Source organism: Vagococcus fluvialis (assembly GCF_048815235.1).
Taxonomy (GTDB): Bacteria; Bacillota; Bacilli; order Lactobacillales; family Vagococcaceae; genus Vagococcus.
Window position 1 is genome coordinate 1 of sequence record NZ_JBMEAO010000015.1, and the last position, 16,051, is coordinate 16,051.

The 16,051-nt window shown below is 37.0% G+C and carries 25 protein-coding genes and 1 tRNA gene; 24 read left to right on the plus strand and 2 right to left on the minus strand.

What is annotated here, in order from left to right:
• Window positions 1-49: 49 nt before the first annotated feature.
• Window positions 50-121 (plus strand) — tRNA-Glu (locus ACODH8_RS10400).
• 68 nt (window positions 122-189) lie between these two features.
• Window positions 190-1,539: a branched-chain amino acid transport system II carrier protein gene (brnQ, locus tag ACODH8_RS10405; protein WP_332526043.1), complete on the plus strand. Its 1,350-nt coding sequence runs from the start codon at window positions 190-192 to the stop codon at window positions 1,537-1,539.
• Between the two features lie 31 nt (window positions 1,540-1,570).
• Here the strand turns inward: brnQ and gpmA are convergent, their stop codons facing one another.
• Window positions 1,571-2,257 (minus strand): 2,3-diphosphoglycerate-dependent phosphoglycerate mutase, encoded by a 687-nt coding sequence (gpmA, locus tag ACODH8_RS10410; RefSeq protein ID WP_332526044.1) that lies wholly within the window; start codon window positions 2,255-2,257, stop codon window positions 1,571-1,573.
• Between the two features lie 19 nt (window positions 2,258-2,276).
• On the minus strand, window positions 2,277-2,954 hold the full coding sequence (rpiA, locus tag ACODH8_RS10415) for a ribose-5-phosphate isomerase RpiA (RefSeq protein WP_332526045.1): 678 nt from the start codon (window positions 2,952-2,954) through the stop codon (window positions 2,277-2,279).
• 280 nt (window positions 2,955-3,234) lie between these two features.
• Between rpiA and rpsL the strand changes: the two genes are divergently transcribed.
• The 22 genes from rpsL to rplF all read left to right on the plus strand — a co-directional run bounded on the left by rpsL (window position 3,235) and on the right by rplF (window position 16,026).
• Entirely contained in the window at window positions 3,235-3,648 is a 414-nt protein-coding gene (gene rpsL / locus ACODH8_RS10420; RefSeq protein ID WP_086340778.1) for a 30S ribosomal protein S12, read from the plus strand.
• A gap of 43 nt (window positions 3,649-3,691) precedes the next feature.
• Window positions 3,692-4,162, plus strand: coding sequence for a 30S ribosomal protein S7 (gene rpsG / locus ACODH8_RS10425; protein ID WP_206967013.1), 471 nt, complete (start codon window positions 3,692-3,694; stop codon window positions 4,160-4,162).
• Window positions 4,163-4,248: 86 nt separating this feature from the next.
• A complete protein-coding gene (gene fusA / locus ACODH8_RS10430) occupies window positions 4,249-6,336 on the plus strand; it encodes an elongation factor G (RefSeq protein WP_332525846.1) in 2,088 nt (695 codons plus the stop codon).
• A gap of 129 nt (window positions 6,337-6,465) precedes the next feature.
• A complete protein-coding gene (tuf, locus tag ACODH8_RS10435) occupies window positions 6,466-7,653 on the plus strand; it encodes an elongation factor Tu (protein ID WP_332525845.1) in 1,188 nt (395 codons plus the stop codon).
• 155 nt (window positions 7,654-7,808) lie between these two features.
• Window positions 7,809-8,240 carry a hypothetical protein gene (locus tag ACODH8_RS10440; protein WP_332525844.1) on the plus strand — a complete coding sequence of 144 codons (432 nt, stop codon included), beginning with the start codon at window positions 7,809-7,811 and terminating at the stop codon, window positions 8,238-8,240.
• Between the two features lie 216 nt (window positions 8,241-8,456).
• The gene (rpsJ, locus tag ACODH8_RS10445; protein WP_071457767.1) at window positions 8,457-8,765 is read left to right on the plus strand and encodes a 30S ribosomal protein S10; all 309 of its coding nucleotides are present in this window, start codon (window positions 8,457-8,459) and stop codon (window positions 8,763-8,765) included.
• Window positions 8,766-8,786: 21 nt separating this feature from the next.
• On the plus strand, window positions 8,787-9,422 hold the full coding sequence (gene rplC / locus ACODH8_RS10450) for a 50S ribosomal protein L3 (RefSeq protein WP_332525843.1): 636 nt from the start codon (window positions 8,787-8,789) through the stop codon (window positions 9,420-9,422).
• Between the two features lie 24 nt (window positions 9,423-9,446).
• Window positions 9,447-10,070, plus strand: a complete 624-nt coding sequence (gene rplD, locus ACODH8_RS10455; protein WP_332525842.1) for a 50S ribosomal protein L4 — start codon at window positions 9,447-9,449, stop codon at window positions 10,068-10,070.
• The gene (rplW, locus tag ACODH8_RS10460) at window positions 10,070-10,357 is read left to right on the plus strand and encodes a 50S ribosomal protein L23 (RefSeq protein ID WP_332525841.1); all 288 of its coding nucleotides are present in this window, start codon (window positions 10,070-10,072) and stop codon (window positions 10,355-10,357) included. The genes rplD and rplW overlap by 1 nt, the downstream gene beginning before the upstream one ends.
• A 32-nt stretch (window positions 10,358-10,389) precedes the next feature.
• Complete coding sequence (gene rplB, locus ACODH8_RS10465; protein ID WP_332525840.1) at window positions 10,390-11,223, plus strand: 50S ribosomal protein L2; 834 nt, start codon at window positions 10,390-10,392, stop codon at window positions 11,221-11,223.
• A gap of 48 nt (window positions 11,224-11,271) precedes the next feature.
• Entirely contained in the window at window positions 11,272-11,550 is a 279-nt protein-coding gene (rpsS, locus tag ACODH8_RS10470) for a 30S ribosomal protein S19 (protein ID WP_086340788.1), read from the plus strand.
• 17 nt (window positions 11,551-11,567) lie between these two features.
• On the plus strand, window positions 11,568-11,915 hold the full coding sequence (gene rplV / locus ACODH8_RS10475; protein ID WP_332525839.1) for a 50S ribosomal protein L22: 348 nt from the start codon (window positions 11,568-11,570) through the stop codon (window positions 11,913-11,915).
• Between the two features lie 13 nt (window positions 11,916-11,928).
• The gene (rpsC, locus tag ACODH8_RS10480) at window positions 11,929-12,585 is read left to right on the plus strand and encodes a 30S ribosomal protein S3 (protein ID WP_332525838.1); all 657 of its coding nucleotides are present in this window, start codon (window positions 11,929-11,931) and stop codon (window positions 12,583-12,585) included.
• Window positions 12,586-12,587: 2 nt separating this feature from the next.
• Window positions 12,588-13,022 (plus strand): 50S ribosomal protein L16, encoded by a 435-nt coding sequence (gene rplP / locus ACODH8_RS10485; protein ID WP_086340791.1) that lies wholly within the window; start codon window positions 12,588-12,590, stop codon window positions 13,020-13,022.
• Window positions 13,012-13,203 (plus strand): 50S ribosomal protein L29, encoded by a 192-nt coding sequence (rpmC, locus tag ACODH8_RS10490; RefSeq protein WP_086340792.1) that lies wholly within the window; start codon window positions 13,012-13,014, stop codon window positions 13,201-13,203. The genes rplP and rpmC overlap by 11 nt, the downstream gene beginning before the upstream one ends.
• A gap of 23 nt (window positions 13,204-13,226) precedes the next feature.
• Window positions 13,227-13,493, plus strand: coding sequence for a 30S ribosomal protein S17 (gene rpsQ, locus ACODH8_RS10495; RefSeq protein ID WP_086340793.1), 267 nt, complete (start codon window positions 13,227-13,229; stop codon window positions 13,491-13,493).
• Window positions 13,494-13,542: 49 nt separating this feature from the next.
• A complete protein-coding gene (gene rplN / locus ACODH8_RS10500; RefSeq protein WP_332525837.1) occupies window positions 13,543-13,911 on the plus strand; it encodes a 50S ribosomal protein L14 in 369 nt (122 codons plus the stop codon).
• Between the two features lie 34 nt (window positions 13,912-13,945).
• On the plus strand, window positions 13,946-14,257 hold the full coding sequence (gene rplX / locus ACODH8_RS10505) for a 50S ribosomal protein L24 (RefSeq protein WP_332525836.1): 312 nt from the start codon (window positions 13,946-13,948) through the stop codon (window positions 14,255-14,257).
• Between the two features lie 25 nt (window positions 14,258-14,282).
• Window positions 14,283-14,822: a 50S ribosomal protein L5 gene (gene rplE / locus ACODH8_RS10510; RefSeq protein ID WP_332525835.1), complete on the plus strand. Its 540-nt coding sequence runs from the start codon at window positions 14,283-14,285 to the stop codon at window positions 14,820-14,822.
• A gap of 18 nt (window positions 14,823-14,840) precedes the next feature.
• Window positions 14,841-15,026: a type Z 30S ribosomal protein S14 gene (locus ACODH8_RS10515; protein WP_077275924.1), complete on the plus strand. Its 186-nt coding sequence runs from the start codon at window positions 14,841-14,843 to the stop codon at window positions 15,024-15,026.
• A 33-nt stretch (window positions 15,027-15,059) separates the two neighbouring features.
• A complete protein-coding gene (gene rpsH / locus ACODH8_RS10520; protein ID WP_332525834.1) occupies window positions 15,060-15,458 on the plus strand; it encodes a 30S ribosomal protein S8 in 399 nt (132 codons plus the stop codon).
• Window positions 15,459-15,489: 31 nt separating this feature from the next.
• The gene (rplF, locus tag ACODH8_RS10525) at window positions 15,490-16,026 is read left to right on the plus strand and encodes a 50S ribosomal protein L6 (RefSeq protein ID WP_332525833.1); all 537 of its coding nucleotides are present in this window, start codon (window positions 15,490-15,492) and stop codon (window positions 16,024-16,026) included.
• Window positions 16,027-16,051 lie beyond the last annotated feature (25 nt).

A 16,051-nucleotide genomic window follows, 5' to 3' on the forward strand; every position in this document is an offset into this window, starting at 1 on the left:
GCGAGGGTTCAAATCCCTCCTTCTCCATAGTAGTATTTTTCTAAAATCTGGCCCGTTGGTCAAGCGGTTAAGACACCGCCCTTTCACGGCGGTAACACGGGTTCGAGTCCCGTACGGGTCATTATATAAAAGCTTAGAATATAATATTCTAAGCTTTTATTTTACAAAAAAATAGATTGGAGCTGTTTGATGAATACAAAATTATTAAGAAAAGATCGTTTTTTTATTGGCTCATTAATTTTTGGCTTGTTTTTTGGAGCAGGTAATTTAATTTTTCCTATTCAAATGGGGCAAGAGGCAGGAGCCAATGTATTAAGTGCTAATTTAGGTTTTTTAATAACAGGAATAGGGTTACCTTTTTTAGGTTTACTATCTTTTGGTGTATCAAGGAGCCCTAATTTATTCTCTTTGGCAAGTAAGGTGGGAGAAGGGTATGCTAAGTATTTCACCTCAATTTTATACCTTATTATAGGTCCTATATTTGCTATGCCTCGTCTAGCTAGTACTTCATTTGAGATTGCTTTTTCTACATTTATTCCTAAAAATCTTCACACGATATCGTTATTGTTATTTAGTACTTTATTTTTTTGTACTGTATACTTTTTTTCAAGAAAACCAAGTCGAATATTGGATTATATTGGCAAGTTTTTAACGCCATTATTTTTAGTTCTATTATTTATGATATTGGGAATGGCTTTTATTAATCCACTAGGTTCTATTCAAGATGCAGCAGTACAAAGTGCTTACACAGAAGGAGCTTTTTTGAAAGGTTTTCAGGAGGGGTATAATACTTTAGATGCTTTAGCAGCTTTGGCTTTTGGCATGTTGATCATTGAGAATATTCAGAATTTTGGAATTACAGAACCGAAACATATAGCAAAAGAGACAATAAAATCGGGTGCCTTAGGAATAATTTTAATGGGTGTCATTTACACATTATTAGCATTGTTAGGAACTATGAGTTTAGGGACATTAAATCTGAATAAAAACGGTGGTATTACATTAGCTCAAGTAGGAGAACATTATTTTGGAGTAACTGGTAGTATTTTACTGGCTGCTATTGTTATTGTTGCATGTTTAAAAACAGCCATAGGTTTAGCAACTTCATTTGGTAGAACGTTCAGTGAATTATATCCTAGTAAATCCTACACATTTTTTACAGTTGGTTGTATCTTTCTATCAGCAGTAATTGCTAATGTTGGATTGAATCAAATTATTGCTATCTCTCTACCAGTGTTAATGTTTATCTATCCATTAGCTATGACATTAATTATATTAGGTATTTTGGATCCGTTTATTGGTGATAAGCAATGGATTTATAAAACAACGACTTACTTTACGATGTTTGCTAGTTTTTTTGATGCATTAAACTATTTACCTGGTAATTTAAAAGAGTTACCTGTGATTGAGAGCCTACTTAAAGTAGCTAATAGTTACCTCCCTTTCTTTGAAATGGGGATGTCATGGTTAGTTATTTCCTTTATTGGTTTTATTGTTGGTGTCTTAATATCATATATGGATAAAAAGAAAAGAAGCTAGAGTCAGTAGTTATACTGATTCTAGCTTCTTTTTATAGATAATATTTTCTATTAAAACTTAAATCATCATTTAATTCATAAACGAGTGGTTGTCCAGTAGGTATTTCAAGAGCCATAATATCTTCATCTGAAATAGATTCAATATGTTTTGCTAATGCTCTTAAGGAATTACCATGTGCTGCAACAAGAACTGTTTGATTATCTTTTAAAGATGGAGCAATCATGTCATTCCAAAAAGGTAATACTCTTTCTAGTGTTACTTTTAAGTTTTCACCGCCAGGAATAACACGTTTGTCTAGTTTCGCATATTTAGGGTTGTTCACGTCAGAATTAGGATCATCTGCTGCTACTAATGGAGGTAGCGTATCGTAAGAACGACGCCATAGTTGGACTTGATCAGCACCATATTTATCTGCCGTTTCTTGTTTGTTTAATCCTTGTAGAGCACCGTAATGACGCTCATTTAATCGCCATGATTTCACTTCAGGAATCCATAATTGGTCAGATTCTTCTAAAACAAAGTGACAGGTTTTAATAGCGCGTTTTAAATAAGATGTATAGGCAATGTCAAACTGGATATTAGCTTCTTTAATTTTTTGACCTGCTTCTTTTGCTTCAGCAACACCGGTATCACTTAAATCAACATCTTCCCAACCTGTGAACAAGTTAAGGGCATTCCATTCGCTTAGTCCGTGACGTACAAATACTAATTGTTTCATTCCTATCATCCTTTCTAAATTAACGAGTTACTTCTATAGTCTTAACTCCTTCAGGGGTTCCTATAATAACACGATTAGTAATATCTAAAAATAAACCATGCTCTACTACACCAACTTGTGTATCTAGCCAAGCAGCTAATTCTTTTGGCGCAGTAATTTTTTCAAGATGTAAATCTATAATATAGTTTTTACTATCTGTATACAGCTTACTACCATCCTCATTTAATCTAAATGTAGGATTATAGTTTTTGGCAGCCATTTTTTTGAAAATTTGCTCGCTCCCGTAAGGAATAACCTCAACTGGAAGTGGGAAAGCACCTAGGTAGTCAACCATTTTAGAGTCATCTACAATCCAAATGTTTTCTTTAGAATTGGTAGCTACGATTTTTTCAAATAAAAGTGCAGCACCGCCACCTTTAGTTCCTTGGAAATCATTTGAAATTTCGTCAGCACCATCAATTGTAATATCCACATAATCTACTTCATCAATACTTTTCAAAGGAATTCCTAAAGAAAGTGCTTGTTTTTCAGTGGCATGGGAAGTGGTCACTCCGATAATATTTAAGCCTTCTTCTTTCATACGACGACCAATTTCTTCAACCATGAAGTAAGCAGTAGAGCCAGTTCCAAGGCCTACAACCATTCCGTCTTTAACATATTTTGCAGATTCAATACCAACCATTTGTTTTAAGTTCATGTGTTTCCTCCAAAAATGTATTTGTTATATACAATAATTGTAAATCTAATAGTAAAAAAAAGATAGTGAGAAGATAAACTTTTTTTAATAAAAGGTATTGACTAAATTTGATTTCATATGCTATAGTTACAAAGGTGCTTCAGACGGGTCTTAATAGGTCGTGCTGGTAACAAAAGCACAGAAATAATGCAGTAAATTATTGCATTAATTTTTTTAACTTTTAAAAAGAACCACCTGGATGTGTGGGTCTATAGAAAGCATTAAGGAAGGAGGAACTATCATGCCTACAATTAATCAATTGGTACGTAAGTCTCGTAAATCAAAAATGACTAAATCTGGATCTCCAGCTTTAGGAAAAAGCTACAACAGCTTTAAAAAATCTCAAACAGATGTGAACTCTCCACAGAAACGTGGTGTTTGTACACGTGTTGGTACGATGACACCTAAAAAACCTAACTCGGCGTTACGTAAATATGCCCGTGTTCGCTTGTCAAACTTAATCGAAGTGACAGCTTACATTCCTGGTATTGGACATAACTTGCAAGAGCATAGTGTTGTATTAATCCGTGGTGGACGTGTGAAAGACTTACCTGGGGTACGTTACCACATCGTTCGTGGAGCTTTAGATACTGCTGGTGTTACAGACCGTAAACAAAGCCGTTCTAAATACGGAACTAAAAAACCTAAAAAATAAATTAATCTAAAAAATTAAAAATTCTTGGAAGGAGGAGTTACACATGCCTCGAAAAGGTCCTGTTACAAAACGTGAAGTTTTACCAGATCCAATTTACAATTCTAAATTAGTTACTCGTTTAATCAACCGCGTAATGATTGATGGTAAGCGTGGTGTTGCTTCAAGCATTATTTATGATGCATTCGATATTATTAAAGAATCTACAGGGAATGATCCATTAGAAGTTTTCGAACAAGCAATGGAAAACATTATGCCTGTTCTTGAAGTTAAAGCTCGCCGTGTTGGTGGTTCTAACTATCAAGTACCAGTTGAAGTACGCCCAGAGCGTCGTTCAACATTAGGATTACGTTGGTTAGTTAACTATTCACGTTTACGTGGAGAGCACACTATGGATCAACGTCTTGCTAAAGAAATCATGGATGCAGCTAACAATTCTGGCGCTTCTGTTAAAAAACGTGAAGACGTACATAAAATGGCTGAAGCCAACAGAGCATTCGCTCATTATCGTTGGTAAGATCCTCTTTGTAGTAATTAATCTAATTAATTACTACTTATGTTTATATACAGCGAATTACAATAAGAGAGGAGAATTTATTTAAGATGGCAAGAGAATTTTCATTAGAAAACACTCGTAATATCGGAATCATGGCCCACGTTGATGCAGGTAAAACTACAACAACAGAACGTATCTTGTATTACACTGGTAAAATCCATAAGCTTGGTGAAACTCACGAAGGAGCTTCACAAATGGACTGGATGGAACAAGAGCAAGAGCGTGGTATTACAATCACTTCTGCTGCGACAACTGCACAGTGGAAAGGTTACCGAGTAAACATCATCGATACTCCTGGACACGTGGACTTCACAATTGAAGTTCAACGTTCTCTACGTGTATTAGACGGTGCGGTAACTGTACTTGATTCACAATCAGGAGTTGAGCCTCAAACTGAAACAGTTTGGCGTCAAGCAACTGATTATAAAGTTCCTCGTGTTGTATTCTGTAACAAAATGGATAAAATTGGTGCTGACTTCTTATATTCAGTAAAAACATTGCATGATCGCTTACAAGCTAACGCTCATCCAATCCAATTACCAATCGGTTCAGAAGATAACTTCACAGGAATCATTGACTTAATTACAATGAAAGCTGAAATCTATACTAACGACTTAGGAACAGATATCCGTGAGGAAGAAATCCCTGAAGAGTATATGGAACAAGCTATTGAATGGCGTGAAAAATTAGTAGAGGCTGTTGCTGAAACTGATGAAGACTTAATGATGAAATACTTAGACGGAGAAGAAATCTCTATCGAAGAATTAAAAGCAGGTATTCGTCGCGCTACAATCAATGTTGAATTCTTCCCAGTAATGGCTGGTTCAGCATTTAAAAACAAAGGTGTTCAGTTAATGCTTGACGCTGTTTTAGATTACTTACCAGCTCCAACTGATGTTGAAGCTATCAAAGGTATTGATACTAAAACTGAAGAAGAAACAGTTCGTCCTTCAGACGATTCTGCACCATTCTCTTCATTAGCATTTAAAGTTATGACTGACCCATTCGTAGGTCGTTTAACATTCTTCCGTGTATACTCTGGTACTTTAGAAAGTGGTTCTTACGTATTGAACGCTTCTAAAGGTAAAAAAGAGCGTATCGGACGTATCTTACAAATGCATGCAAACAGCCGTGAAGAAATTACAACAGTTTATTCAGGTGATATTGCTGCTGCTGTAGGTCTTAAAGATACTACAACTGGAGATACTTTATGTTCTCTAGATGCACCAGTTATCTTAGAATCAATTGAGTTCCCAGAACCAGTTATTCAAGTAGCTGTTGAACCTAAATCTAAAGCTGACCAAGATAAAATGGGTGTTGCTTTACAAAAACTTGCTGAAGAAGATCCTTCATTCCGAGTTGAAACAAACGTTGAAACTGGAGAAACTGTTATCTCTGGTATGGGTGAGTTACACTTAGACGTTTTAGTAGACCGTATGAGACGTGAATTCAGAGTTGAAGCTAACGTTGGTGCTCCTCAAGTTTCTTACCGTGAAACATTTAGAGCTCCACTTACTCAAGCTGAAGGTAAGTTCGTACGTCAATCAGGTGGTAAAGGACAATACGGTCACGTATGGGTTGAATTTACTCCTAACGAAGAAGGAAAAGGCTTTGAATTCGAAAACGCAATCGTCGGTGGTGTGGTTCCTCGTGAATACATCCCTGCAGTTGAAAAAGGATTAGCAGACTCTATGAACAATGGTGTACTTGCTGGATATCCTTTAGTAGATATTAAAGCTAAACTTTATGATGGTTCATACCATGATGTTGACTCGAACGAGACAGCATTCCGTGTGGCAGCATCTATGGCATTACGTGCCGCAGCTAAGAAAGCACAACCTGCAATCTTAGAACCTATGATGAAAGTTACTGTAACAGTTCCTGAAGAATACTTAGGGGACATTATGGGACACGTAACAAGTCGTCGTGGACGCGTTGAAGGTATGGAAGCTCATGGTAACTCACAAATTGTTAACGCAATGGTTCCTTTAGCTGAAATGTTTGGATACGCAACAACTTTACGTTCTGCAACTCAAGGACGTGGTACATTCATGATGGTATTTGACCACTATGAAGACGTACCAAAATCTATTCAAGAAGAAATCATTAAGAAAAATGGTGGAAACGCTGAATAGAATTCACTAGGCATTTGCTTAGTTTTCATGTAAAATGAATAGTCGAAGGAATAAAAAATATTTTATTCCTTCTTCAATATATTATAAAAATAAAAAATTACTTTTATATTTTAGGAGGAATTATACAAAATGGCAAAAGAAAAATTTGACCGCTCGAAATCCCATGTAAACATCGGAACAATCGGACACGTTGACCACGGTAAAACTACTTTATCAGCAGCTATTGCAACTGTATTAGCTAAAAAATTAGGTGGAGAAGCTCGTAACTACGCTGAAATCGATAACGCTCCAGAAGAAAAAGAACGTGGAATCACAATCAACACTTCTCATATCGAATATGAAACTGAAACTCGTCACTACGCTCACGTTGACTGTCCAGGACATGCGGACTACGTTAAAAACATGATCACTGGTGCTGCTCAAATGGACGGCGCGATCTTAGTAGTATCTGCAGCTGACGGCCCAATGCCACAAACTCGCGAGCATATCTTATTATCTCGTAACGTTGGTGTACCATACATCGTTGTTTTCTTAAACAAAATGGATATGGTTGATGACGAAGAATTATTAGAATTAGTTGAAATGGAAGTTCGTGACTTATTATCTGAATACGATTTCCCTGGTGATGACACTCCTGTTGTTGCTGGATCAGCTTTAAAAGCTTTAGAAGGCGAAGAAATGTACGAAGAAAAAATCATGGAATTAATGGCTGAAGTTGATGCTTACATCCCAACTCCAGAACGTCAAACTGACAAACCATTCATGATGCCTGTAGAGGACGTATTCTCTATTACAGGACGTGGTACTGTAGCAACTGGTCGTGTTGAACGTGGACAAGTTCGCGTTGGTGACGAAGTTGAATTAGTAGGTATCGCTGAAGAAACTGCTAAAACTACTGTAACAGGTGTTGAAATGTTCCGTAAATTATTAGATTACGCTGAAGCTGGAGATAACATTGGTGCTTTATTACGTGGGGTAGCTCGTGAAGATATCCAACGTGGACAAGTATTAGCAGCTCCTGGAACAATCACTCCTCATACAAAATTTACAGCGGAAGTTTACGTTTTATCTAAAGAAGAAGGTGGACGTCATACTCCATTCTTCACTAACTACCGCCCACAATTCTATTTCCGTACAACTGACGTAACTGGTGTATGTCAATTACCAGAAGGTACTGAAATGGTAATGCCTGGTGATAACGTAGCTATGGAAGTAGACTTAATTCACCCAATCGCTATCGAAGAAGGAACTCGTTTCTCAATTCGTGAAGGTGGACGTACTGTTGGTTCAGGCGTTGTAACTTCAATCTTAGCTTAATTATAACAATTAAACTTAAATTTATATAAAAGCAACATGTGTCCGGACGTAAGGTTGAAAACGAAAGTTTTCAACCTTTTTTTGTTCTTAAAGTTGTTAATTGCGTTTTAATGAGTTAACATAAAAGAATAAAAAAACAATGGGGAGCAATATAAATGAATAAAAGTGGTCGAGTATTAGGGCTTATGGTTTCTGTTCTATTTGCAGTCAGTGCAGTTGTTATTGGGGCTCTGTATGATTCAAATCGCGCTAATCAGTTAGAGTTAACATCTAATAGTAGTGCGAAGAATGTGAAGGATAAAGATACAGGTAAAGATATTACTATAGATAGTAGTAGTAAAACGACTAAAACATCTGAGACAACAAAAGATTCTGTTGGAGGGAAGACGGCTGAAGAAAAAACGGCAGAAGAGTTAATTAGTCGTATATTAGTTCAAGGGCAAGTCCAATCGGATTTTACTTTAGATGATTATAAAGCAGCGAAAGAAGCAGTTACTAATCTACCATCAACACCAACAAAAACTGATTTGGAAGAACAAATCAGACAAATTGAAACAGCTTTAACCAATATGGGGATTGCCTATTAAAAAAAATAAAAAAAGTTAAGAAAAAAGCTTGTAATATAGCTTTTTTTTTAGTATACTCTTAAAAGTGCTGATAAAAAAGTATGATGGTATCTCAGAAAGATATACCGGGCTTTGAAACGAGAGGTTGCGACACGCCAGGGAGCTTTGCCATGGTGGTGTGTTGGAGATTTTCGTGGAGCTATGTCTACTAACAAAATAGGCGAAGGAGGGAACAAAATGGCAAAACAAAAAATTCGTATCAGATTAAAAGCGTATGAACACCGAGTATTAGATCAATCTGCAGAGAAAATTGTAGAAACAGCAAAAAGAACAGGTGCTGAAGTGTCGGGTCCAATCCCATTACCAACAGACCGTTCAGTTTATACAGTAATCCGCGCTACTCATAAATACAAAGATTCACGCGAACAATTCGAAATGCGTACTCACAAACGTCTTATCGACATCGTGAGCCCAACACCAAAAACAGTTGACGCTTTAATGAAGCTTGACTTACCAAGTGGTGTAAACATCGAAATCAAATTATAATAAAATCATGGAGGTGTACTCATGACTAAAGGAATCTTAGGAAAAAAAGTAGGTATGACACAAGTCTTTACTGAAAATGGTGAATTAGTACCAGTTACTGTTATCGAAGCAACGCCAAACGTTGTTTTACAAGTAAAAACAGTTGAAACTGATGGCTACGAAGCTGTTCAAGTTGGATTTGACGATAAACGTGAAGTTTTATCAAACAAACCTGCTAAAGGTCATGTTGCTAAAGCAAAAACTGCTCCTAAGCGCTTCATTAAAGAATTCAATAATGTAGAGCTTGGAGAATACGAAGTAGGTCAAGAAATCAAGGTTGATGTCTTCCAAGCAGGAGACGTTGTTGATGTTACAGGTACAACGAAAGGGAAAGGATTCCAAGGGGTTATTAAACGCCATGGTCAATCACGTGGTCCTATGACTCACGGTTCTCGTTTCCACCGTCGTCCTGGGTCAATGGGTGCTGCATCTTATCCAGCCCGAGTATTTAAAGGTAAAAAACTTGCAGGACGTATGGGTGGCGATCGTGTAACGATTCAAAACTTAGAAATCGTAAGAGTTGATGCAGATAAAAATGTTATTTTAGTAAAAGGTAATGTACCAGGAGCTAAAAAATCATTAATCGAAATTAAAACAGCAGTTAAAGCTGCTAAATAATTGTGGGAGAGGAGGAACTAAAGAATGACATCTGTAGCATTATTTAAACAAGATGGAACTCAAAATGGCGAAATTACTTTAAATGAAGCAATTTTTGGTATTGAGCCTAACGAAAATGTTGTCTACGATGCAATTATCATGCAACGTGCTTCATTAAGACAAGGAACACATGCTGTTAAAAATCGTAGTGCTGTTCGCGGTGGTGGACGTAAACCATGGCGTCAAAAAGGAACTGGTCGTGCACGTCAAGGATCAATCCGCTCACCACAATGGCGTGGAGGTGGAGTTGTATTTGGACCAACACCACGTTCATACAGCTACAAATTACCTAAAAAAGTTCGTCGCTTAGCAATTAAATCAGTATTATCTGAAAAAGTTGCTGAAAACAAACTTGTTGTTGTTGAAGGATTAGCTTTCGACGCACCAAAAACAAAAGAATTCAAACAAGTTTTAACTAACTTGAGTGTTGATACAAAAGTATTAGTTGTTTTAGAAAGTGGTAATGATTTTGCAGCTTTATCAGGACGTAACTTACCAAACGTTTCAATCGTTGAATCAAATAACGTAAGTGTTCTTGATGTAGTATCAGCTGACAAAATGTTAATTACTAAAGCAGCTCTGACTCACGTAGAGGAGGTACTTGCATAATGGAATTAATCGATGTAATCAAACGCCCAGTTATTACAGAAGCATCTGTAGCAGCAATGGACGAAAAAAAATACACGTTTGAAGTGGACACAAGAGCCAATAAAACATTAGTTAAGCAAGCTGTAGAATCAGTTTTCGGCGTTAAAGTTGAAAAAGTAAATATCATGAACGTAAAACCAAAATTCAAAAGAATGGGTAAATACGCTGGATATACTAAAAAACGTCGTAAAGCAATCGTGAAATTAACTAGCGATTCAAAAGAAATTCAAATTTTTGATGCTGAATAAATCAGACATCATTTAAAGTAGGAGGGAATCACGTGGCGATTAAAAAGTACAAACCTACCACAAATGGTCGTCGTAATATGACTGGTTCAGATTTTGCTGAAATCACAACATCTACTCCAGAAAAAACATTATTACAACCACTAAAGAAAAACGCTGGACGTAACAACCAAGGTAAAATTACTGTACGTCATCAAGCTGGTGGACACAAACGCCAATACCGTTTGATTGATTTCAAACGTAACAAAGACAATGTGGTCGGAACTGTTAAAACAGTTGAATATGATCCAAATAGATCTGCTAATATTGCATTGATTCATTATACAGATGGAGTGAAAGCTTACATCTTAGCACCAAAAGGACTTAAAGTTGGTGACCGTATTGAATCTGGTGAAAACGCAGATATCAAAATTGGTAATGCATTACCATTAAACAACATTCCTGTAGGTACTGTTGTTCATAACATCGAGTTAAAACCTGGAAAAGGTGGACAATTAATCCGTTCTGCTGGAACAAGTGCTCAAGTACTTGGTAACGAAGGTAAATATACATTAGTTCGTTTAAACTCTGGAGAAGTTCGTATGATTTTAGGAACTTGTCGTGCAACAGTTGGTACTGTTGGTAACGAGCAACACGAATTAATCAATATTGGTAAAGCCGGCCGTAGCCGTTGGATGGGTAAACGTCCAACAGTACGTGGTAGCGTAATGAACCCTAACGATCACCCACACGGTGGTGGTGAAGGTAAAGCTCCAATCGGACGTCCATCACCAATGTCTCCATGGGGTAAACCAACTCTTGGATACAAAACTCGTAGCAAAAAAGCTAAATCAGACAAACTTATCGTTCGTCGTCGTAAAAATAAATAATTTAAAACTCTTTTTTAAAGAGTTCCAAATCTTGAGAGGAGGCTCACCATGGGTCGAAGCTTAAAAAAAGGACCTTTTGTCGACGACCACTTAATGAAAAAAGTGGAAGCTCAAAAAGATCTACCAAAGAAAAAAGTGATCAAAACTTGGTCTAGACGCTCAACAATTTTCCCTAACTTTATCGGATACACTATCGCAGTGTATGACGGAAGAAAACATGTACCTGTTTACATCCAAGAGGATATGGTAGGACATAAATTAGGTGAATTTGCACCAACAAGAACTTATCGCGGACATGCAGCTGACGATAAGAAAACTAAACGCTAATTGAGGGAGGCATGAACATGTCAGAAAGAATTACTTCAGCTAAAGCAACTGCTAAAACAGTTCGCGTTTCACCTCGTAAATCAAGATTAGTGATTGACTTAATTAGAGGTAAGAGTGTTGGAGAAGCAATTTCAATCTTGAAATTCTCACCAAACAAAGCGGCAGGCATTATCGAAAAAGTATTAATGTCAGCAATTGCAAATGCAGAAAACAACTTTGACTTAGACGTTGAAGATTTAGTAGTATCAGAAGCTTTTATTAACGAAGGACCAACAATGAAACGTTTCCGTCCACGTGCGAAAGGTTCTGCATCACCAATCAACAAACGTACAAGTCATATTACAGTAGTAGTATCAGAAAGATAAGGAGGGACAACCAGTGGGTCAAAAAGTACATCCAATTGGAATGCGTGTCGGAGTTATTCGTGACTGGAACGCAAAATGGTATGCAGAAAAAGAGTATGCAGAATACCTACATGAAGATTTAAGAATTCGTAAGTACATTGCGACTAGATTGGCTGACGCTTCTGTATCTACAATTGATATCGAACGTGCGGCTAACCGCGTAAATGTTTCAATTCACACTGCTAAGCCAGGTATGGTTATTGGTAAAGGTGGATCTGAAGTTGAGGCTTTAAGAAAAGAATTAAACAAATTAACTGGTAAAAGAGTTCACATCAACATCGTTGAAATCAAAAAACCAGATTTAGATGCAAAATTAGTGGGTGAAGGAATTGCACGTCAGTTAGAAAACCGTGTTGCATTCCGTCGTGCACAAAAACAAGCTATCCAACGTACTATGAGAGCAGGAGCTCAAGGGATCAAAACTCAAGTTTCTGGTCGTTTAAATGGTGCAGATATGGCTCGTTCTGAAGGTTATTCTGAAGGAACTGTTCCTTTACATACTTTAAGAGCAGACATCGATTACGCTTGGGAAGAAGCAGACACAACATACGGAAAACTAGGAGTTAAAGTGTGGATTTGCCGTGGAGAAATTCTTCCAGAAAAGAAAAACACTGAGAAAGGAGGGAAATAATCATGTTAGTACCTAAACGTGTAAAATACCGTCGTGAATTTAGAGGTAAAATGCGTGGTGAAGCTAAAGGTGGTAAAGAAGTAGCATTTGGTGAGTACGGCTTACAAGCTGTTGAATCATCATGGATTACTAACCGCCAGATTGAAGCTTCTCGTATCGCAATGACTCGTTACATGAAACGTGGTGGGAAAGTATGGATTAAAATTTTCCCTCATAAATCATATACATCAAAAGCAATTGGTGTTCGTATGGGTAAAGGTAAAGGGGCTCCTGAAGGATGGGTTGCACCAGTTAAACGTGGAAAAATCATGTTTGAAGTTGCAGGCGTACCTGAAGATGTAGCACGTGAAGCTTTAAGACTTGCTTCTCACAAATTACCTGTAAAAACAAAAATTGTAAAACGTGAAGAAATGGGTGGTGAATCGAATGAAGGTTAAAGATATCAGAGAATTAACCACTACCGAAATGATCGCTAAAGAAAAAGAATTTAAAGAAGAATTATTCAACTTACGATTCCAATTAGCAACAGGTCAATTAGAAAATACAGCGCGAATTTCTGAAGTTCGTAAATCGATTGCACGCATTAAAACAGTTTTGCGTGAAGAAGCTGCTAAGTAATAGTGGAAGGAGGCCATTACTAGATGACTCAAGAAAGAAATGAACGTAAAGTTTATACTGGACGTGTGGTTTCAGACAAAATGGATAAAACTATCGTTGTTGTCGTAGAAACTAGAAAAACTCATAAAATTTATGGTAAACGTGTTAAATATTCTAAGAAATATTACGCACATGATGAAAACAACGTTGCAAAAATGGGAGACATCGTTAAAATTATGGAAACTCGTCCATTGTCTGCGAAAAAACGCTTCCGTTTAGTAGAAGTTGTTGAAGAAGCAGTAATTATTTAATTCGAATTTTCCTATAAGAAACTGAAAGTTTGAAAGGAGGATACACAAAGTGATCCAACAAGAAAGTCGTATGAAAGTTGCAGACAACTCAGGTGCTCGTGAAGTATTAACTATCAAAGTACTTGGTGGTTCTGGACGTAAAACAGCTAACATTGGTGATGTTGTGGTTTGTACTGTCAAACAAGCAACACCTGGTGGAGTTGTCAAAAAAGGCGAAGTGGTGAAAGCCGTTATCGTTCGTACAAAATCTGGAGCTCGTCGTTCAGACGGTTCATATATTAAATTTGATGAAAATGCATGTGTGATTATTCGTGATGATAAGAGCCCACGTGGAACTCGTATCTTTGGACCTGTTGCTCGTGAACTACGCGATAGCAACTTCATGAAGATTGTCTCACTAGCACCAGAAGTATTATAATATTACTCTATGTTTAAAGGAGGTGCGAAACAAGATGTTCGTTAAAAAAGGCGATAAAGTAAAAATTATCACAGGTAAAGATAAAAGCAAAGAGGGAATTGTACTCCAAGCGTTTCCTAAGAAAGATCGCGTCATCGTTGAAGGTGTTAACGTTATGAAAAAACACCAAAAACCTAGCGCGGCTGCTCCTCAAGGAGGAATTATCGAAATGGAAGCATCTATTCACGTTTCTAATGTAATGGTGATTGATCCGTCAAACGGTGAACCAACACGTGTAGGATATAAAGAGGTAGATGGTAAAAAAGTACGTATTTCTAAAAAAACTGGTGAAGTTTTAGATAAGTAATTATTGAGGAAGGAGGATACTCTGAATGAACCGCTTAAAAGCAAAATATGTTAGTGAAGTAACACCTTCATTAATGGAAAAATTTAACTATACTTCAGTAATGCAAACACCAAAAGTTGATAAAATCGTTATTAACATGGGTGTTGGTGATGCTGTTTCAAACACTAAAAACTTAGATAAAGCTGTTGAAGAACTAGCTTTAATCTCAGGACAAAAACCAATTATCACAAAAGCTAAGAAATCAATCGCTGGTTTCCGTTTACGTGAAGGTATGCCAATCGGTTGTAAAGTAACTTTACGTGGAGAAAGAATGTACGAATTTTTAGATAAATTAGTATCTGTCTCTTTACCTCGTGTACGTGACTTCCATGGTATCAGCAACAAATCATTTGACGGTCGTGGTAACTACACTTTAGGTGTTAAAGAACAATTAATCTTCCCTGAAGTTGACTACGATTTAGTAGATAAAGTTCGAGGAATGGACATTGTTATTGTTACAACTGCTAACACTGACGAAGAAGGTCGTGAGTTATTAACTCAACTTGGAATGCCATTCCAAAAATAATTTAAGGAGGCGAACTACTTGGCTAAAAAATCAATGATCGCTAAAAACAAGCGTCCAGCAAAATTTGCAGTACAAGAGTACACTCGTTGTGAACGTTGTGGACGTCCACATTCAGTATATCGTAAATTCAAACTTTGCCGTATTTGCTTCCGTGAACTTGCCTATAAAGGACAAATTCCCGGCGTGAAGAAAGCAAGCTGGTAAAATAGTAAACCGCTAAAGGAGGTAAATGAATCAATGGTGATGACAGATCCAATTGCAGATTTTCTAACTCGTATTCGTAATGCGAACATCGTAAGACACGAATCATTAGAAGTACCTGCTTCAACTATTAAATTAGAAGTCGCAAAAATCTTACAACGTGAAGGTTTTGTACGCGACGTAGAATTCATCGAAGATGACAAACAAGGCATCATCCGTGTTTTCTTAAAATATGGTAAAAACGACGAACGCGTTATTACTAACTTAAAACGTATCTCAAAACCAGGTTTACGTGCTTATGTAAAAGCTAACGAAGTACCTAAAGTATTAAACGGTTTAGGTATCGCTATTATCTCAACTTCAGAAGGTATCTTAACTGATAAAGAAGCTAGAGAACGTAATATCGGTGGAGAAGTATTAGCATACGTTTGGTAAAAAATATTTAAAAACAAGGAGGTGCCCTAGAATGAGTCGTATTGGAAATAAACCAGTCGTAATTCCTGCAGGTGTAACAATTACACAAAACGGAACTAGCGTAACTGTTAAAGGACCAAAAGGTGAATTAACTCGTGAGTTTTCACCAAACATTACTTTAAACATTGAAGAAGGCGTAGTTACTTTAACTCGTCCAGATGATAGTAAAGAAAACAAAACAATGCATGGTACTATGCGCGCTAACTTAAACAACATGGTTGTTGGTGTTAGTGAAGGCTTTGCTAAAGCATTAGAATTAATCGGGGTTGGATACCGTGCGCAATTACAAGGTAAAAAACTTGTATTAAACGTTGGGTATTCACATCCAGTAGAATTCGACGCGCCAGAAGGCATCGAAATCGAAGTTCCTTCAAACACATCTATTATTGTTAAAGGATCTAACAAAGAAGTTGTTGGAGAATTAGCAGCTAATATTCGTGGAACACGTCCACCTGAGCCTTATAAAGGTAAAGGAGTTCGCTATGTTGGTGAACACGTAAGACGTAAAGAAGGTAAAACAGGTAAATAATAAAAAATAACTCGAGGTGACAAGT